Here is a 25513-nt window from a genome sequence, read left to right as displayed (position 1 = left end):
CACCCCACCCGAAACAAGGACACAAGCACGGCGGAGGCAAGTCGCCGGCCGGTGCCGACGAAGAGAGTATTGTTGACCCAGTCATAACGCGGGTCTCCGGTCTCCAGCCGCGCCGCCGTGCGGAAGTAATAGAGCGTCGGGTCGATATCCTCGCCGCGGGCAAGCGCTTTCAGCACGTCCGGCGGACCATGGCGAACACCCTTGTTGATGATCTCGATCACCGCACCGTCGTCTGTCTCGAAGGCGTAGCGGGTGTCGATATCGGCCGAACCGTCCGCCAGGATCGTCTGCCAGTCAGCGCCCATGTCCAGTACCGTTCCGGACACCTGACCTGTCACCCGGCCACCGACAATCGGGATGATCCGCCGCGCGCCCGCCCTGCCCTGGCCTAGTTCCCGGACAGGGCCAAGTTCGACCTCAAGGTCGCAGAAATGGGAGAGCTGCGGAGTGATCATGCCAGCCCCAGCAGCCTTGCCGCATTGCCCTTGATGATGTCCGGCCGCAGCTCGTCCTTGATGGCGATCTTCTCGAAATCCGCCAACCAGCGCTCCGGCGTGATCATCGGCCAGTCGGAGCCGAACAGCACCTTCTTCTTCAGGATCGAATTGCAGTATTTCACCAGGATTTCCGGGAAATACTTCGGCGACCAACCTGAGAGGTCGATATAGACATTCGGCTTGTGCTGGGCGACCGCCAGGGCTTCCTCCTGCCAGGGAAAGGAAGGATGCGCGAGGATGATCTTCATGTCGGGAAAATCGACCGCGACATCGTCCATATACATCGGGTTGGAGTATTTCAGCCGCATGCCGTTGCCACCGCGCATGCCGCTGCCGACGCCCGTCTGGCCGGTGTGGAAGAGCGCGATGGAGCCTTCTTCCGCAATGGCTTCGTAAAGTTCGTAGGCCATGCGGTCGTTGGGGTAAAAACCCTGCATCGTCGGGTGGAACTTGAAACCCTTGATGCCGAAATCCCTCATCAGGCGCCGCGCCTCGCGCGCACCCATCTTGCCCTTGTGCGGATCGATGGAGGCGAAGGGGATCAGCACATCGTCGTTTTCGGCGGCAAATTCCGCCACTTCCTCATTCTTGTAGCGGCGGTAGCCGGTCTCGCGCTCGGCATCGACCGGAAAGATTACCGCCGCAATGTTCTGTTCCCGGTAATGGGCTGCCGTTTCCGGTACGGTCGGCGGATGGCTCCAGGGCGCGCGGAAGTATTTCGCCATCGTCGCCTGCAAGTCGTCATAGCCATCGTCGGAATGACAGCCGCAAGGCTCTTCGGCGTGAGTGTGGATGTCGATGGCGCGAACCTTGGTGATATCGACCATTTCAAGCGCTCCTCAATCAGAGTGTGACCACAGCAGGGTCATCGTCGGTGTAAAGCCGTTCCAGCAGGGCCTCGCGGCGCGCCAGAACCTTTCGGATGTTCAGATTGCCCTTGGCGGTCATCTCGCCTTCGGGCATGGAAGCGGGCTGAGACAGCACGATGGCGCGGGACACCATTGTCGAGCTGCCGCTGATCTCGCGGGCGCGCGCCGAAAGCCGGCGGTGGATTTCGCCCTGCAGCAGCTTGCAGCGGAAAGCACCGTCATCATCGTTGAGGTCAAAGCCTTCCCGGGTCAGCTCCGCGACATTCGGGAAGATCATCACCCCGATCTGGTTCCGATCGGCGCCGGTGATGATCAGGTCTGCGGCAAGCGGTGCGAGACGGGACAGCATGTCCAGCTTCAGCTGCGCCGCCCGCACCCAGGTGCCGGACTGCAGCTTGAAGTCTTCCGATATCCGGCCGTCAAAGCGCATGCCCTTGTTTGCGTCCGCCGGATCAAGAAACAGCATCGCATCCCCGGTGATGAAGAACCCTTCTTCATCGAAGGCCGCGGCGGTCTTTTCAGGATCGTTGAGATAGCCGGGCATCACGTTGGGGCCCTTCACGCGGACTTCGCAGCGCATGTCCGCATCGGGTAGAAGCTTGACGGTGACGCCGCTCACCGGAACACCGACAATGCCGGAGTGGGGTGCAGGTTCCTGCTGCATCAGGGCCGAGGGCGCTGTTTCGGTCAGTCCCCAGGAAGACGTCATCAAGGGCACCTCTCCCTTGACCTCCATCGCCATGCGCTCAAATCCGGACCAGACCTCCTGCGGCAGGGAGGCCCCTGCATAGAAGATCAGGTCCAGATCCTCGAAGAAGCGCTGACGCAGATCCGCGTCCGCTTCCAGAGCTTTCAGCAGCATGCCGAAGCCAAGCGGCACGTTGAACACCAGCGTACCGGTCTTCAACGACAGGTTCTCCACCGTCCGTTCGAACAGGCCCTTCACCGGCTTGCCGTCGTCAATGTAGAGACTTCCACCGTTGGCCAGCATCATGTTGAAATTATGCGAGCCGCCGAAGACGTGGTTCCAGGGCAGCCAGTCGACGATCACCGGCGGACGCTTACGCAGGAACGGCATGGAGTCGGCAAGTTGGGCCTGATTCACGCACATCATCCGGTGGGTGGTCAGAACGCCCTTCGGGCTGGAGGTCGAGCCGGAGGTCATCAGGATCTTGCCGACCGTATCCGGCGTGACCGCCGCGAAAGCACTGTCGACGTCGACGCTGCCGTCTCCCTTCAGAAGGTCGGCGAAGGCGGTAACGTTCCGGCTTCCCGGTCGGCTGGCGACAATCTCGACCGACGCAAGATCTTCAAGGTTCAACGCTTCGCCGTATTGGTCGGCATCGACCACATAGGCCATTTTCGGCTTGATGAGGTTGATCGCCTCGCGCAGGCGGCCATGGGCACCGTGAATGAGCGAATACTGCTCGGCCACCGGCACCACCGGCACTCCGACATACTGGGCAGCAAGCGCAAGAATGCCGTGATCGACGCCGTTGCCGGACATGATCAGGATCGGCGTATTTGCCCCCATGCCCCTTGCCAGGAGCGCGGCACCGATCGCCCGAACCTTTTCCAGGATGCCCGCATAGCTTTCCTCGCGCCAGCCGGCACCGCTGCGTTCGGCCAGAAACACCCTGTCCGGAGCTTCCCCCGCCCATTGGTGCAGCCAGTCTCCCGTCCGCTCGACCACTGGGCTCAGCGGATAGGTGGACCGCAGCAGAATGCTGCCATCCGGACGGTCTTCCCGCTCGACCGAGTGGCGCAGAAATTCCGTGGTGCGCTTCATGATCGTCTCCTCCCGAAACTTCATGTCAGTCTTCCCGTTGGCGGTTGCTTTCAATCATCTGCATCACCTTGGTGGCGACACTCAACGCGTCCTTGCTGATACCGTTGAGCAGCATCTTCTCGTGCTCCATGACCGCGGCGATTGCCTTTTCACACAGCCGGCGACCGGCCAGTGTCGCCTTCAACGCATAGGCCCTGCGGTCACTCGGCAACCGGTCACGGATGATCAGGTCACGCCGCTCCAGTTCGTCGACAATCACGACCAGGTTGGGCCGTTCGATATCCATGGCCTCGGCCAGTTGCGACTGGCGCAGGCCCGGGTTGTCGACGATCAGCACAAGGGCGGTATAGGTCAGCATGCGCAGGTCGAACGGCTTCAGGGTGCGGCTCAGGTCCGACTGAATGACGTTGAACGTGCGCTTCATCTGATAGCCGTAGAGCGCACGCAGGGTCCTGTCGCTGACGTTTACAATTCCGGTCTCGGTCTCCGGTTCCATCGCGGTTTTCCTCATGAGGTCACCTGAAGGTCGGGTTGCGCTTTTCCAGGAAGGCGGCAAGGCCTTCCAGCGCGTCCGGGCTGGTCTGCGTAATGGCGGCGCACAGGCTCTCGGTAAAGAGACCGTCCGTCTTGGACATGTCCGCAATGCGCGCCAGCGCCTGGATCATGATGTAGTTGGACAGCGGCGCGTTGGAAGCGATCCGGCCTGCCAGGTCCTGTGCCTTGGCCAGTGCCTCTCCCTCGCCGACGGTGTAATGAGCAAGGCCCAGAGCCAGGCCTTCATCCGCGTTGTACTTGCGGCCGGTCAGCATCATCTCGGTCATCCGGTCCGCGCCCAGAATGCGGCCCACGCGCACGGAAGCGCCACCACCGACGAAGATGCCCCTGCGGCCTTCCGGCAGCTGGAAGAACGCGGAGGTTTCGGCAACGCGCACATGGGTGGCACTGGCCAGTTCCAGACCGCCGCCGATGACGGCGCCGAACATGGCGGATACCACCGGCAATCCGCCGAACTGGATCCGGTCCATCACCTGGTGCCAGCCGCGCGAATGGCGCATGGTTCCTTCCGCGTCGCGGGCCACATGCTCGGACAGATCAAGGCCCGAGCAGAAATGCCCGGCCGTGCCGGTGATGACCACCGCCTTCACCTCGGCGGGCGGAGACAGGAAGAAGCCGTCGATGGCCCCAAGCAGCTCGTCGCACATGGCGTTGCGCTTGTCCGGACGGTTCATGGTCAGGGTCGCGACGCTATCGGAAATCTCAATTTTCAGGATCGGTTCTGTCATCGGTGTCTCCTCAGCGCGGCGGCAGACGCACGGCGCCATCCAGGCGGATGGTCGTGCCGTTCAGGAACGGGTTGGTCACGATGTGCCCGGCAAGCAGGGCGAATTCCTCCGGCTCGCCAAGACGTGGCGGGAACGGAATGTTGGCCGTGATCTTGGCTGAGACCTCTTCCGGCAGGCCTTCCATCATCGGCGTTCTGAACAGGCCAGGCGCAATGGCCATCACGCGGATGCCGTGCTGGGCAAACTCCCGCGCTGCCGGCAGACACATGGCGGCAATGCCGCCCTTGGAAGCCGAATAGGCAGCCTGGCCCAGCTGGCCGTCCTCGAAGGCGACCGATGCCGTATTGACGATCACGCCACGCTCGCCGTTTTCCAGCGGCTCCACGTCCATGAGACGTCTTGCGGCATGGCTCATGACATTGAATGTGCCGAAGAGATTGACCTTCAGCGTCTTTTCAAACGTATCGAAGGAGAGCTTGCCTTCCCGGCCGACGATGCGCGCGGCAAAGCCGACGCCGGCGCAGTTGACGACAACGCGCGGCGTTTCACCGAGCAACCCGATCGCTTCGTCCAGTGCAGTCCCTACGGCTGCCTCGTCGCTGACGTCGGCCTGAACGGCGAAGCCGCCGATTTCTCCCGCCACAGTGCGGGCCCGGTCGATATCAAAATCAAGGATCGCAACTTTCGCGCCCTGGCTCGCAAAATGACGGGCCGTCGCCGCCCCGAGGCCACTGCCGCCACCTGTCACGAAAGCCGCTTGTCCGGATATCAGCATGGCACAGCCTCTGAATTGGTTTTAGTCATCATTGTTATATCTCATACCTATTTTGATACGCCGAAAGGGCGCACTCCTTCCGGCTGGGTTAGCCAGCCAGAAGGAACAGGGTGATTGACGGAAAGAGAACCAACAGGATCACGCGGACTATGTCGGACGTTACGAACCAGAGAACCGCCTTGTAGGTCTCCTTCATCGGCGTCGACCGATCCATCGCGTTGATGATGAATAGGTTCATGCCGACGGGTGGTGTTATCAGCCCCACCTCGACAACGATCAGCACCAGGATACCGAACCAGATGGCAACGTGTTCCGGGCTCATGCCGAAGTCGAGTACGCTGATCACCGGAAAGAAGATCGGGATGGTCAGAAGGATCATCGACAGGCTGTCCATGAGGCAACCGAACACCAGGTAGAACAGCAGGATCAGCGTCAGAACAACAAGCGGACTGAACCCCTGGCCGACGACCCAGCCGGAGAGTTCCTGCGGCAGCTGGCTGAGTGCCAGGAAGCTGTTGTAGAAGCCGGCACCGAGCACGATGAAGAAGATCATCGCCGTACTCATGGCCGTCTGAATCATGCTGTCGACAAAGACCTTCCAGGTCAGGTTACCGGAAATGAGCGCGATGATGCCCGTTCCGGCCGCACCGACGGCAGCGCCCTCGGTCGGGGTGAACCAGCCCAGATAGATGCCACCGACCACGAGCCCGAACACCAGAAGCACAGGCCAGACGTCCATCAGCGCACGCATGCGCTCCGCATAAGGCACCGGCTCACGCGTTCCGGCGGAGCCGGGGTTGAGGCGGACATAGATCGAGATGGTGATCATGTAGCCGATGGCCGCCAGGATGCCCGGAATGAAGGCAGCCAGGAACAGTTTGGCGATGTTCTGTTCGGTCAGGATGGCATAGATCACCAGGATGACCGACGGCGGAATGAGAATGCCGAGCGTGCCGCCGGCGGCCAGCGTTGCCGTCGAAAAGCCGCCGGAATAGCCGTAGCGGCGCAGTTCCGGCAGGGCGACACGGCTCATGGTGGCGGCGGTTGCCAGCGACGATCCGCAGATGGCGCCAAAGCCCGCGCAGGCCCCGACGGCAGCCATGGCAACACCGCCCTTGCGATGGCCGAGCCAGCTTTCGGCGGCCTTGAAGAGAGACGACGACATGCCAGAGTGGGTCGCGAACTGCCCCATCAGCAGGAACATCGGAATGATCGTCAGCGAGTAGCTGGAGAAGGTGGAATAGGTCTCCGACTTCAGCTTGGCGAGAATGATGTTGGAACTGCCGGTCGCAAGATAGAGACCACCCAGACCGCAAATCATCATGGCAAGGCCGATCGGCGCCCGCAGGAAGATAAGCAGCAGAAGAACGGGAAACGACAGATAGCCGAGTTCAAGCAGGCTCAATGGACCCCTCCCTCGGCATCGGGCGTGAAACGCCGGCCGGTGATCAGTTCAAGCACCTTGGCGACGGCGCAGTAGAGCGCGACGACGGAGGCAACAGCGGCGGCGGCAAAGCTGAGCGCGAAGGCCCACCAGATCGGAAACTGCAGCAGGAAGGTGGTTTCGTTGTAGCGGATCTTGTCTTCCATGCCGACAAACAGCCGCCAGGTGATCAGGAAGATCAGCAAGCTGAGGAGAACCTCCCACACGACTTCCAGCCACCGGTTCATCCAGCGCGGAAAACTGCCGGCGAAAACGTCCACGGTGGCGTGCCCCCGCTTAAGCTGACAGATGGGCAGAAAGGCGAAAATGGTGAAGCTGATCCCCGCCTCGACCAGCTCGAAATCGCCGGAAACCGGACCGACACCGGTCGCGATCAGCGCGTTGGCGGCGCTTTCGGACAGCGAGGTCATGAATTCGGAATGACCGAATGTGTTCAGCCCGCGGCCAAGCACGCTGACACAGGTCAGCCCGATCAGCGCTGTCAGAACCAGACCGCCAAGGATCGCCATGAAGCGCGCGAGACGCTCCACCAGAGTGAGCAGCATTTTACGTGTATCCTGTCGAAGGATGCCCTCCGGAACACCTGGTTCCGGAGGGCTGCTTCATGACGGTCAGTTGGCCATCAGCGCTTCGGCACGGGCCTGCAGCGCCTTGCCGTCGATGCCCTTGGCATCCATTTCGGCGTACCACTCGTCGATGGTGCCCTGAGCGGCGGCTTCCCACTCGGCAGCCTGCTCGTCCGTCAGCGTGATGATGTTGTTGCCCATCTCCACGGCTGCGGCCCGCGGGCCGGCATCATCGGCCTGCATCTGCTTGCCGGCGAAGGCAGAGAATTCCTCACCGGAGTTTGCGTCGATGATGGCCTTCAGGTCGTCCGGCAGGCTGTCGTACTTGTCCTTGTTCATCCCGAAGATGAAGGACGTGGTGTAGAGCGCCTTGCCCGGAAACTCGGTATGGTTCTTGACCAGCTCGTTCACCTTCAGCGCGCCGACGACTTCCCACGGAATAACCGTCGCATCGACAACACCCTTGCTGAGAGCTTCCGGAATGGCCGGAACCGGCATGCCGATCGGCGTTGCACCCAGATTGGAGAACAGCTTGTTGGTGACACGGGTCGGTGCACGCAGCTTGACGCCGTTCAGGTCGGACAGCGCGACGATCGGCTTGCTGGAGTGGATGACACCAGGACCATGAACCCAGAGGGCCAGCGGCTTGAAGCGCGCGAAGTCCTCATCCATCATCGTTTCTTCGGCAAGCTTCCAGTAGGCGCGGGACATGGTCTCCGCATCCGTCATCGTGAACGGAAGCTCGAACACTTCTGCGCGCGGGAAGCGGCCCGGGGTATAACCGGCAACGGTCCAGACGATATCAACGACACCATCGACGACCTGATCGATCAGCTCCGGCGGCTTGCCGCCCAGCTGCATGGCCGGATAACGCTCGATCTTGATGCGTCCACCGGATTCCGCTTCGATCTTGTCGGCCCAGGGGTCGAGAACGTTCTTGGGTACATTGGCCTGAGCCGGCAGGAACTGGTGCAGGCGCAGCGTGACTTCCTGCGCAAGTGTGGACGACATGCTCCCGCCAAGTGCGATTGCGGAGACAGTCGCAGCCACAGCCAGTTTGGCAAACTGCTTATGCAAGTTGATCATGGTTTCCTCCCTGTTCGATCAACTTCAAAACCTGACCGGATTCCTCCCTCCGATCAGATGATGATCTATAATAGTTATATTACATAACTTTTTTCAAGCTCTATTTGGCGACCTGGTTCACTCCCTTCGCCCTGAGCTTTGCATGCAGGCGACCAATCGGAAAGTTATACATTCTGGTCAGCCGCAAAAGCATCACAAGATCCCGTAAAATTTGCCGGAGTTTGTGATGGATCAATCCCGAAGGCAAGGGTTTCCGTGAGAAGAATGGACAGAAAACGTCTTTATCATCAACCCTGCCACTTCCTGCAAAGGAAGACCCGCCAGCCGGCATGACGACAGGCACCTTACCTAACGCAAGGGCATCAAGGCGGTAGCATCAAGCCAACGGGAATTTGTGGAAAGCCTGCCGGAGATCGCAATGTCCCGGGACTTGCGGGTTATCCGAACGCCGGAACACCATTGGCGTGGACACGCGACCAGGGGCTGGCTCAATGGAATGGAAAATCAGGGAAAGCACCGGCAGGCCGTGGGCTCGAAGCCCGGCCTGCCGGTCAGGTGCCGGCCTACGCGGACTTGGAGTTAAGGGCCGGTGAGAGGGTCAGTTGCTCGAACAGCCGGGCGACGGCCTCCGCGCCCGGATCGTTGTGACCGGAGAGGTTCGCCTCCGAGACATAGGATGCCCTGCCCGCGCGCGCCCGCGTGATCCGCGACGTGGCGTCCGCGCCCTGACGGGCTTCGGCAGCAGCCGCCTCGACACCGTTTTCCAGAGCGTTGAGCGCCGGCAACAGAGCATCGATCATGGTGCGGTCACCCGGCTGGGCGCCGCCCACCTGCATGATCCGGTCAAGACCCGCTTTCAGCGCTCCAATGGCCCCACGGCCGCTGGAGGACGCATCGCCGGCAGCGGCAAAGAAGATCGCCAGCAGGACACCGGAAGACCCGCCCATCGTCTGGCTGAGTTCCAGACCGATAGCGCGATAAAGCTGGGTGAGATCCGCCAGCGGCAACCGGTCGAGCGCCTTCACCAGCGCCCGGGCGGCGGTGGCAAGCGTGCTGCCGGTATCGCCGTCGCCCGACTTGGCATCAAGCGCATTGAGATCGTCCTCGGCCGCGATCAGGATGTCGCAGCAGCGTTCGATGAACTTCCGCGTCTCCGGGTTCTTGGACGGCAGCGGCTGGATCGGCGTCAGACCGTCCGGCAGCGGCAGCACCGACACAGCGCCAAGCGCCAGACAACCGGGCCACGCCCAGGGTGCGACCGGCGCCTGCAGCAGGGCTTCTTCCGTCTTGCCGACCGGCAGCAGCGACACGGAGAACCCGTGCATGTCGAGCGAGGTCATCATGGCGGCCGGGCCGATGACCCAGCGGATCTGGCTGCCGATGCGCGAGGCCGTGAGCTCTTCCAGAAGCACCGACATTTCAAGAGGTGTCGTGCTGCCCAGATTGTTCACGATCGCCACATGAGGTCCGGGTGCGAGGTTCGGTGCAAGCCGGTCCACCACCATCGCCATGGCGGCACGGGCATTCGAATAGTCAACCTGCTCGATCCCCGCCTCGCCATGAATGCCAAGCCCGAGTTCCGCCTTGCCATGGGCAATCCGGTCTTCCTTGGGCGAGCCAGGCACCGTGCAGGTGTCCAGCGACATGCCGATCGAGATCGCACCGCCGATGGTTTTCTTCGCCGCCTCGGTAATGGTTTCCAGATCCGCGCCCTGATCGGCAAGCGCTCCGGCGATCTTGTGCACGAACAGCGTACCGGCGACACCGCGTGCCTGCGGCAGGTCTGGCAGGGCAACGTCGTCATCGACGATCACCATGTTGACCTTCAGTCCGAAGGAGCGAGCCCGCTCGGCCGCAAGACCGAAGTTCAGCCGGTCGCCGGTGTAGTTCTTGACGATCAGCAGGCAGCCGGCCTTGCCGGTGACGGCCAGAATGCCCGCCAGCACGGCATCCACGGAGGGCGAGGCAAACACCTCGCCGCAGACGGCCGCCGTCAGCATGCCCTGGCCGACGAAACCTGCATGGCTCGGCTCATGCCCAGAGCCGCCGCCGGAGACCAGCGCCACCTTGGATTTGTCCCAGTCGGTGCGCACCACCACCTTGATATGCGGATAGCCGTCGAGACGGGCGAGCCGCCCGCCGGCCGTGCGCAGCATGCCGTCAATCGCTTCGGTGACGAGCGTTTCCTTGGTATTGATGAATTGCTTCATGTCCCGTCTCCTCAGGAAATGCGAGCGCCGCTGGCGTCGAAGAAAAGCGGATTTCTTGGTTGAATGGCGAGAGTGTCGCCCGGTTCCAGGGCGGTGTGGCTGTCTGACAGCGTTACGACGGAATGTCCATCCAGAGATAGATGCAGCCGGGTCTGATCACCCAGATGTTCGACCCGGCGAACTTCCGAGACCTTGCCCTCGCCTTGCGCGATATGCTCCGGGCGCAGGCCGATGGTCTTGGCACCGCTCGGCGCACCGGCAAAAAGATCGGCCGGCAGCACGTTGATACGTGGCTGGCCGAGACGCCCGGCGACATAGAGATTGACCGGGTTCTCGTAGATCTCGCGCGGCGACCCGAATTGCACCAGGCGGCCATGATCGAGAACTCCGACGTGCGTTGCCATGGTCATGGCCTCGATCTGGTCATGGGTCACGTAAAGCAACGTCGCCCCCAGGCTTTCCTGGATGCGCTTCAACTCGATGCGCAGGTCCGAACGCAGCTTCGCATCGAGCGAGGAAAGCGGTTCATCCATGAGATAGATGGACGGATCGCGTACCAGCGCCCGGCCGATGGACACCCGCTGCATTTCGCCGCCGGAAAGGTTGGTCGCCTTGTTGGCAAGCTTGTGCGAAATGCGCAAGACTTCGGCCACTTCGGCAACCTTGCGGTCGATCTCGTCCGCAGGCGTCTTGAGCAAGGGCGAGCGAAGCGGAAATGCCAGGTTCTCCCGCACGCTCATGTGCGGATAGAGCGAATATTGCTGGAACACCATGGCAACGTTGCGCTGCGCCGGTGTGTCGCCAACCACCGACCGCCCCGCGATGACGACGTCGCCCGCGTCCGGCTGTTCCAGTCCCGCGATCAGACGCAGAATGGTGGTCTTTCCGGCCCCCGTCGGCCCCAGCAGCGTCACGAAGGCGCCGTTGGGGATGTTCATGCTCACCTCATCGACAGCGAGCGTATCGCTGAACCGCTTGGTGAGGCCTGACAGCCTGACTTCAGCCATGAGCAAGCACTCCCTCGTTCAGTTCCGACCGCAGCGCCCGCCCCGACTGATTGTCGAACAGCGTCACCGTTGACCCGTTGAATTCGAGGCCGACAAATTCGCCGGCGCGAACAGGCTGGTCTGAGGGAATGCGGGCCTTCAGCTCACCGGAGGTGGTCTTCAACGTGACGATCTGCGTGGTGCCGAGATATTCGGCGGCCAGAACCTCGCCCCGGTAGGATCCGCTGTCGTTGAGCGTGATGTGCTCCGGACGGATGCCGAAGACCATGTCGCCTTCAAAGGGTTCCATCAGCCGCGGCACGTCCAGTTCCTCGTGATGCATCATCACCTTGGATGCGCCCGCATGGACCTCGCCGTGAAAGCGCAGGAAGTTCATCGGCGGCGAGCCGATGAAGTCGGCAACGAACATGGTTGCCGGCTTGTCGTAGATATCCTGCGGCGTGCCGAACTGCTCGATGACGCCATGGTTCATGACCACGATCTTGTCGCCCATCTGCATGGCCTCCAGCTGGTCGTGGGTGACATAGACAGTGGTGGCGCCCATGCGGTCATGCAGCGCCCGCAGCTCCTCGGCCATATGCTCGCGGAACTCCGCATCGAGCGCACCGAGCGGCTCGTCCATCATGAAGGCTTTCGGATCCCGGACGATGGCCCGGCCGAGCGCGACACGCTGGCGGTCGCCGCCGGAAAGCCCGCCCACCGGCCGGTCGAGGATCTTCTCGATCCCGAGAATGCGGGCAACTTCCGCCACCTTCTCGGCAACCTGATGTTTCGGCATGCCCTGGCTGACCAGCGGATAGGAGATGTTCTTGCGCACATTCATGTGCGGGTAGAGGGCGAACATCTGGAAGACAAAGGCAATATCGCGCTGGCTCGCCGGCCGTTGGCCGACCTCCTCGCCGTCGATATAGATCTCGCCTGACGTCGGCAGCTCCAGCCCGGCGATCATGCGCAAGGTGGTGGTCTTGCCGCAGCCGGACGGCCCCAGAAGCATGAAGAACTCACCGTCCTCGATCTTGAAGGAAGACGACTGCACGGCAGTGAAGTCGCCGAATTCCTTCCGAAGGTTTCTGATTACGATCTCTGCCAAGACAGTCACTCCGGAAAGTGGCTGACGATGATGAACATGACTGTTCCGGTCAGCGTGACGATGAAGGAATAGGTGTAGGCCCACAGGAAGACCGGCTGCATCAGCATGATCACACCAATGGCGATCAGAAGGGATGCGAGCATTTCCCAGGACCCGCGGCGCAGGCGGACGAGGCCGCTCATGAAATCGCTGATCATTTGCGGACCGCTCCGAAGGTGATGCCGCGCAGGAGATGTTTGCGAAGCAGGATGGTGAAGACCATGACCGGCACCAGGAACAGGGTTGCCCCTGCCGCGACCGCCGGCCAGTCCTGGCCGCCGACGCCGATGATGGTCGGAATGAAGGGGGGAGCCGTCTGTGCCGTGCCGGAAGTCAGCAGCACCGCGAAGGCATATTCGTTCCACGAGAAGATCAGGCAGAAGATGGCAGTGGAGGCGATGCCCGTTGCCGCCTGCGGCAACACCACCTTGTAGAATGCCTGGAAGCGGGTGTAGCCGTCGATCAGCGCCGCTTCCTCGTATTCTCGCGGGATCTCGTCGATGAAGCCCTTCAGCAGCCAGACCGCAAGCGAGATATTGACCGCCGTATAGAGCAGGATCATGCCCAGGTGCGTATCCGACAGCCCAAGGGTGCGGAACATCAGGAAGATCGGGATCGCGACCGCGATCGGCGGCATCATTCTTGTCGACAGGATGAAGAACAGCAGGTCGTCCTTCAGCGGCACCTTGAACCTTGAAAAGGCATAGGCGGCGAGCGTTCCGAGGAACACCGACAGGAAGGTGGAGCCAAATCCGATAATGACCGAATTCAGGAACCTTTCGCCGTAGCGGGAGGGGCCCGCGATCACCATGTCGCGGTTACGCACGATTTCCTCGTACCAGGTAGCGGGCGGCGGCAGGGCCTGAAGCTGTTCCGGCGATACGCGGGTGCGGGTGGTGAAGAGGTTGACGTAGCCTTCCAGAGACGGCTCGAAGAGCACCTTCGGAGGATAGGCGATGGCATCGACCGGAGACTTGAACCCTGTCGTCAGGATCCAGACCAGCGGCAGCAGGGTGATGACCGCGTAGGCGATGACCAGCAACCCGGCCACCCACTTCTGCCGCGAAGACGGTTCTGTGATGGAATAGCTGCTCATCTTTCCTTCACCTTGTTCAGGGCTTTGACGTAGATCGAGGCGAGGCCGAAGACAGTCACGAACAGGACGATCGCGTAGGCGGAGGCATAGCCGGTGCGCCACTTCTCGAAGGCTTCACGCTTCAGGTTGATGGAGGTGAGTTCGGTCACGGAGCCTGGGCCACCGCCGGTGAGCTGCACCACAAGATCGAACATCTTGAAGTTCTCGATGCCGCGGAACAGGACTGCCAGCATGAGGAAGGGCAGCACCATGGGCACAGTGATCGTCCAGAACTGGCGCCACTTGCTGGCCCGATCGATTTCCGCGGCCTCGTAGATATAGTCCGGTATCGATCGCAGGCCTGCCAGACAGATGAGCATCACGAAGGGGGTCCACATCCAGGTGTCGACAATCACGATGGCCCAGGGCGCGAGCGCCACGTCGCCGATCATCTGGAAGGATGCCGGATCGACCCCGGTGAAGAAGGACACACCGTAATTGAAGAGACCGATCTGCGGCTGGTAGAGAAAGGTCCAGAAATTGCCGACAACGGCCGGCGACAACATCATCGGCAGCACAATCAGGGTGGTCCACAGATCGTTGCCCTTGAATTTCCGGTTGATCAGCCAGGCCAGTGTGAAACCGATCAGCACCTGCAGGACGATGGTCCAGAACAGGAAATGCGCGGTCGCCTGCATGGTCAGCCAGATGTCGCCATCGGTTAGGATGCGCTCGTAATTGCGCAGGCCGATGTATTCGACATCGCGGTTGGGCCGATTGGCGCGGAAATTCGTGAAACTGAGATTGATCGTCCAGATCAGCGGGAAGATATTGACCGCAAGCAGCAGGAAAATTGTCGGAGCGACAAAAAGCCAGGCAATCGTACGGTCGGAAAGCCCTCGGATTTTCGCGGCAACGGTGGGCGGCGTTGCCTTTGCTACTCGGTCTATCGGGGTGTCGGACATGAGACGCTCTTCTTGAGAAACGGTTCCGGAAAGCACGGGCCGGTACGGCCGGTCTTTCAGGGTGAGACAGCCCGCCAGAAGGCGGGCCGTCCGCAGAGGCAGGATCAGGATATGGCCGCCAAAAGACCGGCCATCCGCTGAGACAAGGGCAGGTCAACCCCTGACAAGCGCATTGGTATCGTCAGGGTTCACCTGGAGCCGTCAGAGTTTGCCTTCGTCCTCGAAGGTTTCGGTCCAGTCGGCGATCAGCTTGTCGAGCGCTTCCTGTGCAGTGCCCTGGTCGGCAACCACATAGTCATGAAGGCGTTTTTGCATCGCCAGCAGCAGTTCGGCGTAAGCCGGCTCCTGCCAGAAATCCATCACGTTATCCATGGCCAGAAGGAAGTCGGACGCAAACGGCGCACTGTCCGGGAAGCTCGGGTCACTGAGAACGCTGACATGGCAGGAATAGCCGCCGAGATCCCACCACTTCTTCTGAACGCTCGGCTGCGCGAACCACTTGATGTACTCAAGCGCCGCATCCTGCTTGTCGGAATAGGCCACCACGGAGATGCCCTGCCCGCCGAGCGTCGAGGCTTCCCGGTTCTGGCCGGGATTGACGAAGAAGCCGATCTTGTCGCCGCCCACATCCGGGTCGGCATAGAGGCCTGGGAAGAAGGCGAACCAGTTCATGGCCATGGCCACCTGCCCCGACTTGAAGGCATCGAGGGACTGTTCCATGTAGCTGTCGGTGTAGCCCGGGGGCGTGCCGGTCTTGTAGAGTTCCTTGTAGAACTCCAGTCCCGCCACGGCTTCGGGCGAGTTGACCGCACCTTCCATGTCGTATTTGCCCGGCGTCATCTCGTATTTGAAGCCGAACGGATAAAGCGCGCTGGTCGCGCCCATGGTGATGCCTTCCGAGCCGCGCTCGGTGAAGATGGACGCGCCGTACCGGGTTTGACCGTCGATCTCGCGCCCCTGGAAGAATTGTGCGACTTCCAGAAGCTCAGCTTGCGTCTTGGGCGGAGCCAGGTCACGGCCGTGCTTCTCCTTGAACGCAGCCTGAATTTCCGGCATTTCGAACCAGTCCTTGCGATAGAACCAGCCGTTGGCATCGCCCATGGCCGGCAGCGCATAGTAGTTCGGCTCCCCCTTGGGCCAGGTGGAATAGGCATAGACGGTCGCCGGAGCGAAATCGTCCATGCTGATGCCTTCCTTCTCGAAGAAGTCGTTCAGCTTGACGTAATGGCCGTTTTCGGCGCCGCCGCCGATCCACTGGCTGTCGCCGATCAGCAGATCGCACAGCTTGCCGCCGGAGTTCAGCTCGTTCAGCATGCGGTCGGCGAAGTTCGGCCAGGGCACGAATTCGAAATTCATGGTGTGGCCGTATTCGGCTTCAAATTCCTTCGACAGCTCGACCAGCGCGTTGGCCGGATCCCAGGCCGCCCAGCACAGCGTCAGCTCATCGGCCTGCGCATTGGAAACAGATAGTCCGCTAACCGCAACAATGGCGGTTGCCGCGAGAAGTTTCGCAGTTTTCATGGGTGAAGTCCTCCCGAATGGTCGCGTGCCGGCGCATGCCGGACCGCAGCACTCCTCCAAGTGCAGGCTCACGCTATCTGACATACGTATGTCACGTCAATCAAAAAACTGACATACGTCTTTCTTTTCGAGGTCAATCAGACCTGATTCATGCCGACAACACAGGGCATGATATTGATATTGCTTATTTTTAGGGGACAGAACTCTTGGCTGGAGCGGCCAGCCTCAATAGAGGTTTTCGCGCATGATGATCTCGATCCGGATCTTTTCCTGCGCCTCATAGATGTCCGTGCCGTCGCATTTGGCCCGCAAGACCCGCAGGGCACTGCGCACGAGATGCCCGACATTCTGGGCGATGACAGCATCAAGTTCGCCATCGGCAAGAGCCTGCCGCGTTACGGGCGTCAGATCGTGAGCGATCACCACAAACCGTCCGGCAACGCCATGCTCACGCAATGCATCCAGCATGGCCGCATTTCCCGACCCCATGGAATAAACCGCCTTCAGCTCCGGATGTGCCTTGAGCGCATGGTCAAGGGTTTCATGGATCCGGTCCGGATCGTCGTAGAATTCGATCGTCGGCAGGGTTTTCAGTTGCGGAAAGTCCCGCGACAGCACTTCGTCCAGACCGAAGCGGCGCTCGATACTGTCACGCGCCACCATGGAATTGGTCACCACCAGGATGCTGCCGGTCTCGTTGCGCAAAAACTTACCCAACAGCGCCCCTGCGGTCTTGCCGGCAGAGAAATTGTCGACACCTGCAAAATAGTGGCATTTCGAGTTCGGCAGGTCCGACACCAGCGCGACGACGTAAACACCTGCACTCTTGATATGCGCGATGGCATCGCGCACCTGCGGTGTTTCCGGAACCATCATGGCAACGCCGTCCAGTTCGGACAGGTCCAGGGTCTTCAGCTTGTCGACAACCGCGTGCGGATCAGCGGCGTCGACCAGCAACACGCTGACGTCGGTCCGGTCCGCCACCTGCGCACCGGACGCTTCTTCGACCGCGGCCACCAGCGTTTCGACGAAATGATTGGGCCCTTCGGGAAGAACGAACACGAATTTGTACTGGCGCTGCCTGGCGAGATTGGCCGCATTGGTATCGCGCACATAGCCGAGCTTGCGAACAGCTTCCTTCACCCGCTCCGCGTTCTTCGGGCGCACATCCGCACGCCCGTTCAAGACCCGGTCGACGGTCGACAGGCTGACCCCGGCCTCCCGGGCGATATCGTGTACGGTTGGCTTGACCATTACGTCTCCCGGACCATCCCGCGTTCTCGTGAACGCAGACAAGATGATCCACCACTTCAACGCCGATCAGCGTCCGGGCGCCCTCGCGGGATCGACCGGATACCCGCGGACCGACAGGGAGACAATGTCGCGCAGCATTCTGACATACGTCAATCAAAAATCCGCTTTACGGCGATTGACGGAAGAAATTTCCCCAAGGATATCAGGCAATTGCAAATCGCGGGCAAGCGTTGCAGAAGCAATATGGCGCCATTGGCCACGCTTTCCTGCAGCTAATCCGATTCATGGCAACAGGGCAAGCCAGGGCGGTCGTTTCAACCGGCACCGGCTCAAGGAACAGCAATCAAACAGCGGACAGACCGGGGTCAGTAGCACCTGCACTGAAGGCACATGTAGTCTCTGCAAGCTGCGCCTCGCCATTTGCATCCGCAAAGGCCCGAACCATATGCGCAAGCCCTTCCTCTATGCTTGTCTTCGTTTGCCAGCCAAGCAATTGCCGGGCTCTTTCCCCCGATCCGACGAAGCCGTTGACGTCGAAGCTGCGCGGCCCGACATGGTGGATTTCGGCGGCCGTTCCGGCAAGCCGTACGCTGGCTTCGGCAAGTTCGGTCAGGCTGGTGCCGACCCCGGAGACGAATTGCACAGGCGGCGACGCCTTCCGTTCCGCCTCGATGAAAGTGACCATCTTCAGAATACCGTCAACGACATCATCCAGATAATTGAAGTCGAAGACATGATTGCGGCCCTCGACCTGCAATCTGCGCCCTTCGGCGGCGGCTCTTGCGAAGGCGGGAACAACACGGTCCGCATGATCGGAAATCCGGCCATAGACGTTCGAGAACCGCAGGATAGCGGCCTTGACACCGGCCTCCTGGGCTGCCTCCACCAGCTTCTCGCCTGCCAGTTTTGACCGTCCATAGACATTCATCGGGCAGCGTGCAGTGTCTTCATCTGCCGGAAATCGGGTGACCGGCCCATAAGCTTCCCGGCTGCTGCCGAAGAGAACCCAGGGGCGGCTCCCGCTACTTGCAGCAGCTGCAAGAACGTTGCGGGTTCCCCCGACATTCACCTCCCGGCACAGCACGGGATTATGCTCGCCCCAAAGCACCCGGGACACTGCTGCCAGGTGAATAACGCCGCTGCAGCCCCGCACCGCGTCTTCAACCGCAGCGCCGTTGCGGCTGTCCTGCCCAGCATCGGCAATATCAAACGTACGGACAGGACGGCCCAGCGCCGTCAGCGTGTCCACAAGGGCGGACCCGATAAGGCCGGCACTTCCGGTGATCAGTATGGGAAGGGACATGATGTGGTGTGTTCCGGGGTAGCTGCGAAAGCCCGGCCGCCTACCCGCTCGGCCGTTAAATCGCACCTAGCACACGCCGTGCCAAAGACGCCCGGCAGCATCACAAAGCTGCTGCGGATCAAAATCTCTCGGCCAATTCCGCCAGACAGCTTCTCAATCAAGCAGCGTTTGCTCGGAGCCCCCTCAGCCAATGCCGGCCCATGGCATGGCCGCGCCAGGGCATTTCCTGCCGAGCGCACCACCAGCACCGGGCGAATTTTGCCTGGGGACAGCGGAAGATTTTGTCCGACGCGACCAACAGCCGGCATCCATTCAACAGGAGAAATCAGCGTTTTTCGCAAAAACAGGCACTGGCACGGAAGTTGCTTAGCAGCCTTCGGCCCGCTATGGGGCTTTCTGGAACCTCCTTAAGTGACGACAATCAACGCCACGCCCAGCGCGGCAACCTTCTACGTCTCACCTGCAAGCACGTCGGTGTCTCCGGCCACGGAGGAGCCATCTTCCGATACAACTTCCGGACAAACGACGACGGGATCTGGAACCAGCACCCTCACCTCGTCCCAGACGCTCGCCAGTTACGATGCGATCACCTACCAGGAAGTCAGTTCGGACGACGCGGACCATATCCGCGCGCTGACCACCACCCAGATCCGGCAACTGACGGCGGAGGACCTTGCCGGTTTTTCCGCGAGCGAGTTGCAGGCACTGACGGCACCCCAGATCGCCGCCCTTTCCGCCACCCAGATCCAGGATCTTTCCGGAACACAGATCGAGGCGTTTTCGCCCGGTCAGGTCAAGAGCTTTGCGACATCCGTCCTTGCCGGGTTCTCCGACAGCCAGTTTTCGCATTTCGGCTCTGACGATATTTCCGCACTGACCAGCCTGCAGGTGAAGGCGCTTTCACCCGCGAGAGTGGCGGGCCTGAGCCTGGAACAGTTTTCCGGCATGGCCAGCACCCAGCTTGGCATGCTGAGCGTGTCGCAATTCCGCAATCTGACCGTGGATCAGGTTGCGGCAATGACGGCGGAACAATCCGGCCAGCTGACGACCACCCACATGGGCAGCCTGACGATGCCGCAGGTGAAGGCGATCAGCGTCGACACGCTGCTGTCGCTCGCCAGCACCCAGTTCCGCGCCCTCAGCAGCCAGAGCATCGCCGCACTGACGACGACCCAGTTTGGCGCCCTGACCGCCACCCATATCGGCACTCTGTCGACCACCCAGGTGAAAGGGCTGACGCTGCCGGAAATATCCGCACTGACGTCCTCCCAGCTAGCCGGGCTCACGGCCCAGCAGGTCTCCGTGCTGTCGACCAGGCAGGTCCAGTCCTTCTCCGAGGACCAGATCCAGACCTTCAGCCCCGGGCAGATCAGGTTTTTTTCCGGAACCTCCATCGGCGCCATGACGACCACGCAGATCGGTGCGCTGACGGCTCCCCAGATCGCAAATTTCAGCAAGGCCCAAATCCAGGGCCTTACCCAGACCCAGACGCGTTACCTGAACGAGACCCAGCTCGGCGCGCTGAACTTCTCACAGATCGGTCAATTGACCCGGACGGCGGTGGCTGCCCTCGGGGCTCAGCAGGTCGCCTCCCTGACTGCGGACCAATTCGCGTCTTTCTCGGCAACGCAGATCACCTCGCTCAACAACGAGGTCATTTCCGGCCTCAGCGAGACACGCATCGCCAGTCTGACCACGACACAATTCCAGGGACTGACCGCCGGCGACCTGTCGCTGTTTTCCGAAGACCAGTTCAAGGCGCTGACAGAGACCCAACTGACCTCGATCACCGCGACCCAGGGCAAGGCGCTGAAAGAAACCCAGATCGCGCTTCTTACCGGCACACGCCTGAGCGCCCTGTCCAGTTTCGTGATCGCAGGGTTCAACGAGACCCAGTTCGACGCCCTGTCGACCGACCAGATCGGCGCCTTGAGCGTCAACCAGGTGCGCGGCATCGGCACCACAATGATCGCCGCACTGGATGAAACCCAGATCGGCGCACTCGGCTCGCTGCAGGTCCGCTCGCTGACCGCTCCCCAGATGCGGGCCTTTTCCGCCGGACAGCTCCGAACTTTCAGCACCGAGCAGATCGGCTCGATGGGCTATGCACAGGCGCTAGCCCTGAATGGCACGACAATCCGCCAGCTCAGCAGCGACCAGATCGCCGCCTTCAACAGCACAGCCATCAAGGGCTTTTCCACCACCACGATTGCCGCGCTCGGACCGGAGCAGATGGAAGCGCTGTCGAGCAGCTTCCTGTCGAACCTGTCGACCAGCCAGTTGCGGAGCCTGACCGAAACCGCCTTCGCAAGCCTGAGTGCCGAGCAGTTTGCGGCGCTCGGCAACACGCAACTTGCCGATCTTGCCCCGGCGCAGATCCGCGGTTTGAGTGAAAGCCATATCGCGGCCCTGACGCCAGACAGGCTGGAAAGCCTGACTGCCACTGCCCTGTCGGGCCTGACCGGCTCCCAGATCGGGTTTTTCTCGACGAGCCAGCTCAGCCAGCTTGCCCCGACCCAGATTGCCGGTCTCTCGGGCCAGGCAATCGCCGCCCTTGGAACGGACCAGCTTGCAGCGCTGTCAATAACGCAAGTGGCGGCTCTTACCGGCGCACAGGTGAAAAGCCTGACCGCATCGGCGGTTTCATCGCTGTCGTCCGATCAGTTCCAGGCGTTGTCCACGACCCAGATTGCAGCCCTTGCCGGCAACACTGCCGGCCTGACGGATGCTCAGGTTTCCGCCCTGCAGGGCGAGCGCCTGAACGCCCTTTCGGCAGCCGGCATTTCTTCCCTCGGCTCCGGCCAGATCGCTGCTCTGACACCGGACCAGATTGCGGCGCTGAGCAACACACAGGTTTCAGCTCTTTCCAGCACCGCCGTCGGCCAGTTGAGTACGGCGCAATTCGATGCCTTCACGACAACGCAGATCACATCCCTTGTCGCCAATCAGGCCAAGGGCCTGACCCGGGACCAGATTGCCTCCCTGTCGACAACACAGGTGGCAAGCCTTGCACCTGCCGCACTAGGCGCCCTCGACATCACCCAGACCGAAGTGCTCTCTTCGACCCAGGCGGCCGCGCTATCTGCCAAACAGATCGGCTCGCTGTTGGCCTCCGGGCTTGCCGGGCTGAACAGCGACGTTATTGCGGGGCTTGAGAAAACCCAGATTGCCGGACTGACAGCCACACAGACCGCATCTCTCGGCGCAACCCAGATCGCCGCATTGTCCGCGGACCAACTGGCCCAGTTCAGCTCCGTGCAATTGCGTGCCCTGACCCAGACGCAGATGGCGGCGGTGACGGCGACCAAACTCGGCTCTCTGTCGAACGCGCAGTTTGGAGAACTGACGGCAGCCGCAATCGGCGGTTTGCGTGAAGAGACCATCGCCGCCCTGACGACGACACAACTCGGCTCCCTGACAACAACACAGATGAAAGGCCTGACCGACGATCAGGTTGATGCGCTGTCGCCCGAGCAGATCCTGGCGCTGAGCGACAAGCAGATCGGCGCTTTGTCTGCAACGGGTCTCGCAGGTCTTTCCGCCTCCGACGTGTCGGGCCTGACAACAGCCCAGTTGCACGGCCTGACAGGGGTTCAGTTGAAGGCCTTGAACGCAACCCAGTTCGAAGCCCTGGTGCCAGGTCAGATCGCGGCGCTGACAGCAACCCAGATCGCCAGTTTCAACGCGGCGCAGGTGACCCGCCTGACAACGGCACAGGTGGAAGCGCTGACCACCACCCAAACCGCAGCCCTTTCGGCCACCGGGATCAAGGGCTTGACCCGAACCGCAATTGCAACCTTGAGCGATGCCCAGCTGGCCGCCTTGACCGGTACGGCGATGGCGGGCCTGGCCACCACGCAGATCCAGTCTTTCAGCACCGGCCAGATATCCGCCCTGTCGGTAACACAGGTGAAAAGCCTCAGCGCCGGAACGATTGGTGCGCTCAAGGCCACTCAGGCAGCCGCCCTTACCAACGAACAGCTTGCGGCCCTGAACACCACACAAATTGCGGGCCTGGGTGATGAAGCCCTTGAAGCCTTTTCGAGTGAGCAGATGGCGGCGCTGTCACGGTCACAGATCAGCAGTCTGAGCACCGCGGCGCTGACCGGACTAACCACCACACAGACCGCCTCCCTCTCCACATCACAGATCAGCGCGCTCACGAGAACACAGATTGGATCGCTGTCGGCTGATCAGATCGGATCTTTCACGACCAGCCAGATCGCCGGGCTGACGACCACCCAGGTCAGCGCCATATCCGGAGACGCTGCTGCAGGCCTGAGCCCGGCGACCTCCGCCTCCCTGTCGACAACACAACTGAACGCGCTTTCAGCCGCAGCCTGGAAAGGCCTTGCTCCGGCAGCAGTTTCCGCACTCTCGACCAGCCAGATATCCAGCCTCGCTGCAATCACCATTGGCCTTCTGAACGGCGATCAGGTCGGAGCGCTATCGACCACGCAGATCGAGAGCCTGTCTAAAACGCAGATACAGCGGCTTTCCGCCGTAGGTCTCGGCGCCATGAGTGCCGGGCAACTGGGTGCTCTTACCGACAAGCAGATCTCCGGCCTGTCTTCGAAAGCCCTTGCCGGTCTGACCCCGATCCAGGCAGACCAGCTTGGCCCGGACAAACTGCTGTCGCTGACCTCCGAGCAGATATCAGGGCTCTCCACGAGTGTCATTTCAAGCCTGGCGCCGGGCACGATCGCCAGCCTCAGCACACATCAGGTAAAGGCCCTCACGACAAGGCAGACAGGTGCCTTGACAACTGAGCAGTCCGCCGCCGTCACCGGCAATCAGATCGCTGCAATGTCGACAGCCGGTATCGGCGGACTTTCGTCCACGGTCCTCTCGAGCCTTTCGCAGGAACAGATCTCCCGGTTCGATCCGGATCAGGTAGCCGCACTTGCTCCCGGCGCCCTGGCAGGAAGCGGGACTGCCGTGCTTTCCAGATTGTCCGCGGAGCAGTTTTCCGCATTGACCGCCGGTCAGCTTGCAGCTCTCAAACCAGCGCAGATCGCGTCCCTTGAAAGCGGAACGATAGCCGGACTGGCAACGACACAGATTGCGGGGCTGTCGGCAGCGCAAGTCGGCGCTCTCACCCAGGATCAGATCGGAGCGCTTGGCACACGTCAGGTTGCGGCGCTGACACCTGCCGGCCTGTCCGGTCTGGGGGCCGATCAATTCTCCTGGTTGTCAGCCGGCCAGCTCGCCATGTTTAGCGGAAAGCATGTTGCCGGGCTTTCGACAACAACGATTGCCGCACTCGATGCAACGAGCCTTGCAGCTTTCTCCGGCGGACAATGGGCGAGCATGACCGCCACCCAGGCTGCAGCCTTGACGGCAACGCAGATCGGCACACTGACGCCACTGCGGGTCTCTCAATTGTCGCTGATCGAGATGGGTGGCCTTTCCAGCTCGGCAGCCGGTGCCCTGTCCGCCCCTCAACTGGCCGCGCTGACAACAGGACAGGTTTCGGCCCTGTCCCAAAATGCTGTTTCCGGCCTGAGTGCGGCACAAATCAGTGCGCTGTCCGAAGACCAACTCACAGCTCTGACGACCAGTCAGATCGAGGGATTGTCCGGAGCAGCGCTTGCCGGGCTTTCGCCAACGACGCTTGCCACCTTCACAGATCCGCAATTCGGCGCACTGTCGGCCACCGCGCTCAGCGGACTGAGCACCGGCCAGATCGCCTCCCTTTCCAGCACACGCATTGGCCTTTTGACGCCCGCCGCAACCGGCGGCCTGACCGGGGCGCAGATCGCCTCCCTGACCACCGACCAGTTGGCCGCTCTCAAGCCCGCACAGATTACGGCCCTATCGGCCAGCGGCATCAAGGGACTGACGGCAGCGCAGCTCTCGCAGTTCAACTCAGGTCAGCTTGGCGCCATCGGCTCGACCGGACTGGAGGCCCTGACCGCCACTGCCATTGCCGGCCTGACGCTGTCACAACTGAGCTCGCTCTCTACTTCGCAAATGGAATATCTGTCGGCGTCAGCGATCTCCGGTCTGAGCGCGGACCAGGTCGGCGGTCTGGCGACAGCACAGCTTCTCGCTCTTGCCAGAGAGGCGGTCTCCGGCCTGACGGCAACCCAGATTGGCGCCTTGTCTGCAGACCAGTTCACCGCCTTCACCTCGACCATGATCGGCGCCCTTTTGCCGTCGACGATTGCGGGACTTTCGGAAAATCAGATCGAAGCGCTGACCCTGACCCAGATCAGCGGCTTGAGCGCTGCGCAGGTCGGATCCATTTCCACCAGCGCGTTGGCCGGTCTTTCTCCGGATGAAATCGCCGAAATGAGCGCGTCACAACTTGCCGGTCTCGTGCGTGTGCAGTTGCGCGCCCTGTCAAATGCGCAATTCACGGCTTTGACCCCATCCCAGATCGCCTCCCTCAGCGCAAACCAGGTTTCCAACCTGACCAGCAGTGAAATCTCGATCCTGTCGTCCACCCAGTTCGGAGCACTGACTTCGCGCCAGGTCGGGGCGCTGACGGTCACGCAGCTGGGTGCCCTGGCACCGGAACGCATCGGAGCCATGTCTTACGCCCAGCTATCCGGCCTCACCGGAACCCAGATCCGTTCGCTCAGCGCGCAGGCGATCGCTGCCCTCGGCCCGCAGTCGATCGAAGCGCTCGACGCTGACCAGATCGGACACTTCACAGAGACACAGATCGCGACCATGACACCTGAGCAAATCGCCGCCATGGCTGTAGCGGTCTCCTGATCTTTGCGCCATCATTC

19 protein-coding genes are annotated in these 25513 nt (G+C 61.5%); 1 reads left to right on the top strand and 18 read right to left on the bottom strand.

The genetic code is table 11. The annotated features are described in order from the left end of the window. The 18 genes from HEP89_RS13595 to HEP89_RS13510 form a co-directional block, all read right to left on the bottom strand. Nucleotides 1-455: DUF3237 domain-containing protein (locus HEP89_RS13595; protein WP_168692255.1), on the bottom strand; the 455-nt coding region annotated here is incomplete at its 3' end. After that, nucleotides 452-1324 carry an amidohydrolase family protein gene (locus HEP89_RS13590; RefSeq protein ID WP_168692254.1) on the bottom strand — a complete coding sequence of 291 codons (873 nt, stop codon included), beginning with the start codon at nucleotides 1322-1324 and terminating at the stop codon, nucleotides 452-454. The genes HEP89_RS13590 and HEP89_RS13595, both read right to left, overlap by 4 nt. Before the next feature lie 16 nt (nucleotides 1325-1340). Next, nucleotides 1341-3155 carry a feruloyl-CoA synthase gene (locus HEP89_RS13585; RefSeq protein ID WP_168692253.1) on the bottom strand — a complete coding sequence of 605 codons (1815 nt, stop codon included), beginning with the start codon at nucleotides 3153-3155 and terminating at the stop codon, nucleotides 1341-1343. 25 nt (nucleotides 3156-3180) lie between these two features. Further along, nucleotides 3181-3651 (bottom strand): MarR family transcriptional regulator, encoded by a 471-nt coding sequence (locus HEP89_RS13580; protein WP_208984233.1) that lies wholly within the window; start codon nucleotides 3649-3651, stop codon nucleotides 3181-3183. 19 nt (nucleotides 3652-3670) lie between these two features. Next, nucleotides 3671-4438, bottom strand: coding sequence for a crotonase/enoyl-CoA hydratase family protein (locus tag HEP89_RS13575; protein ID WP_055656770.1), 768 nt, complete (start codon nucleotides 4436-4438; stop codon nucleotides 3671-3673). A gap of 10 nt (nucleotides 4439-4448) precedes the next feature. Continuing rightward, nucleotides 4449-5213: an SDR family NAD(P)-dependent oxidoreductase gene (locus HEP89_RS13570; protein ID WP_168692252.1), complete on the bottom strand. Its 765-nt coding sequence runs from the start codon at nucleotides 5211-5213 to the stop codon at nucleotides 4449-4451. A gap of 88 nt (nucleotides 5214-5301) precedes the next feature. Then, nucleotides 5302-6618: a TRAP transporter large permease gene (locus tag HEP89_RS13565; protein ID WP_023003190.1), complete on the bottom strand. Its 1317-nt coding sequence runs from the start codon at nucleotides 6616-6618 to the stop codon at nucleotides 5302-5304. After that, a complete protein-coding gene (locus tag HEP89_RS13560; protein WP_062487389.1) occupies nucleotides 6615-7202 on the bottom strand; it encodes a TRAP transporter small permease in 588 nt (195 codons plus the stop codon). The genes HEP89_RS13565 and HEP89_RS13560 overlap by 4 nt, the downstream gene beginning before the upstream one ends. Before the next feature lie 66 nt (nucleotides 7203-7268). Then, entirely contained in the window at nucleotides 7269-8309 is a 1041-nt protein-coding gene (locus HEP89_RS13555) for a TRAP transporter substrate-binding protein (protein WP_023003188.1), read from the bottom strand. A 563-nt stretch (nucleotides 8310-8872) separates the two neighbouring features. After that, the gene (locus HEP89_RS13550; RefSeq protein WP_062487387.1) at nucleotides 8873-10519 is read right to left on the bottom strand and encodes a dihydroxyacetone kinase subunit DhaK; all 1647 of its coding nucleotides are present in this window, start codon (nucleotides 10517-10519) and stop codon (nucleotides 8873-8875) included. Between the two features lie 11 nt (nucleotides 10520-10530). Next, entirely contained in the window at nucleotides 10531-11526 is a 996-nt protein-coding gene (locus HEP89_RS13545; protein WP_077291931.1) for an ABC transporter ATP-binding protein, read from the bottom strand. Beyond that, nucleotides 11519-12616 (bottom strand): ABC transporter ATP-binding protein, encoded by a 1098-nt coding sequence (locus HEP89_RS13540; RefSeq protein WP_077293427.1) that lies wholly within the window; start codon nucleotides 12614-12616, stop codon nucleotides 11519-11521. The genes HEP89_RS13545 and HEP89_RS13540 overlap by 8 nt, the downstream gene beginning before the upstream one ends. Before the next feature lie 5 nt (nucleotides 12617-12621). Beyond that, nucleotides 12622-12810 carry a hypothetical protein gene (locus HEP89_RS13535; RefSeq protein ID WP_035908047.1) on the bottom strand — a complete coding sequence of 63 codons (189 nt, stop codon included), beginning with the start codon at nucleotides 12808-12810 and terminating at the stop codon, nucleotides 12622-12624. Continuing rightward, complete coding sequence (locus tag HEP89_RS13530) at nucleotides 12810-13751, bottom strand: carbohydrate ABC transporter permease (protein ID WP_077291930.1); 942 nt, start codon at nucleotides 13749-13751, stop codon at nucleotides 12810-12812. The genes HEP89_RS13535 and HEP89_RS13530 overlap by 1 nt, the downstream gene beginning before the upstream one ends. Continuing rightward, a complete protein-coding gene (locus HEP89_RS13525) occupies nucleotides 13748-14695 on the bottom strand; it encodes a sugar ABC transporter permease (RefSeq protein ID WP_031270370.1) in 948 nt (315 codons plus the stop codon). The genes HEP89_RS13530 and HEP89_RS13525 overlap by 4 nt, the downstream gene beginning before the upstream one ends. A gap of 201 nt (nucleotides 14696-14896) precedes the next feature. Next, on the bottom strand, nucleotides 14897-16216 hold the full coding sequence (locus HEP89_RS13520) for an extracellular solute-binding protein (protein ID WP_062487385.1): 1320 nt from the start codon (nucleotides 16214-16216) through the stop codon (nucleotides 14897-14899). A gap of 225 nt (nucleotides 16217-16441) precedes the next feature. Then, a complete protein-coding gene (locus HEP89_RS13515) occupies nucleotides 16442-17470 on the bottom strand; it encodes a LacI family DNA-binding transcriptional regulator (protein WP_023003179.1) in 1029 nt (342 codons plus the stop codon). A 343-nt stretch (nucleotides 17471-17813) separates the two neighbouring features. After that, entirely contained in the window at nucleotides 17814-18773 is a 960-nt protein-coding gene (locus HEP89_RS13510) for an NAD-dependent epimerase/dehydratase family protein (RefSeq protein WP_077291929.1), read from the bottom strand. A 411-nt stretch (nucleotides 18774-19184) separates the two neighbouring features. On the opposite strand from HEP89_RS13510, the gene HEP89_RS13505 reads away from it, so the two are divergent. After that, on the top strand, nucleotides 19185-25496 hold the full coding sequence (locus HEP89_RS13505) for a hypothetical protein (protein WP_168692251.1): 6312 nt from the start codon (nucleotides 19185-19187) through the stop codon (nucleotides 25494-25496). Nucleotides 25497-25513: the final 17 nt, after the last annotated feature.

This window comes from Labrenzia sp. 5N, assembly GCF_012395805.1.
In the GTDB taxonomy this organism is placed as follows: domain Bacteria; phylum Pseudomonadota; class Alphaproteobacteria; order Rhizobiales; family Stappiaceae; genus Roseibium; species Roseibium algicola.
Note: the sequence above shows the minus strand (reverse complement) of the source record. Positions and strands in the feature narration are given on the sequence as shown.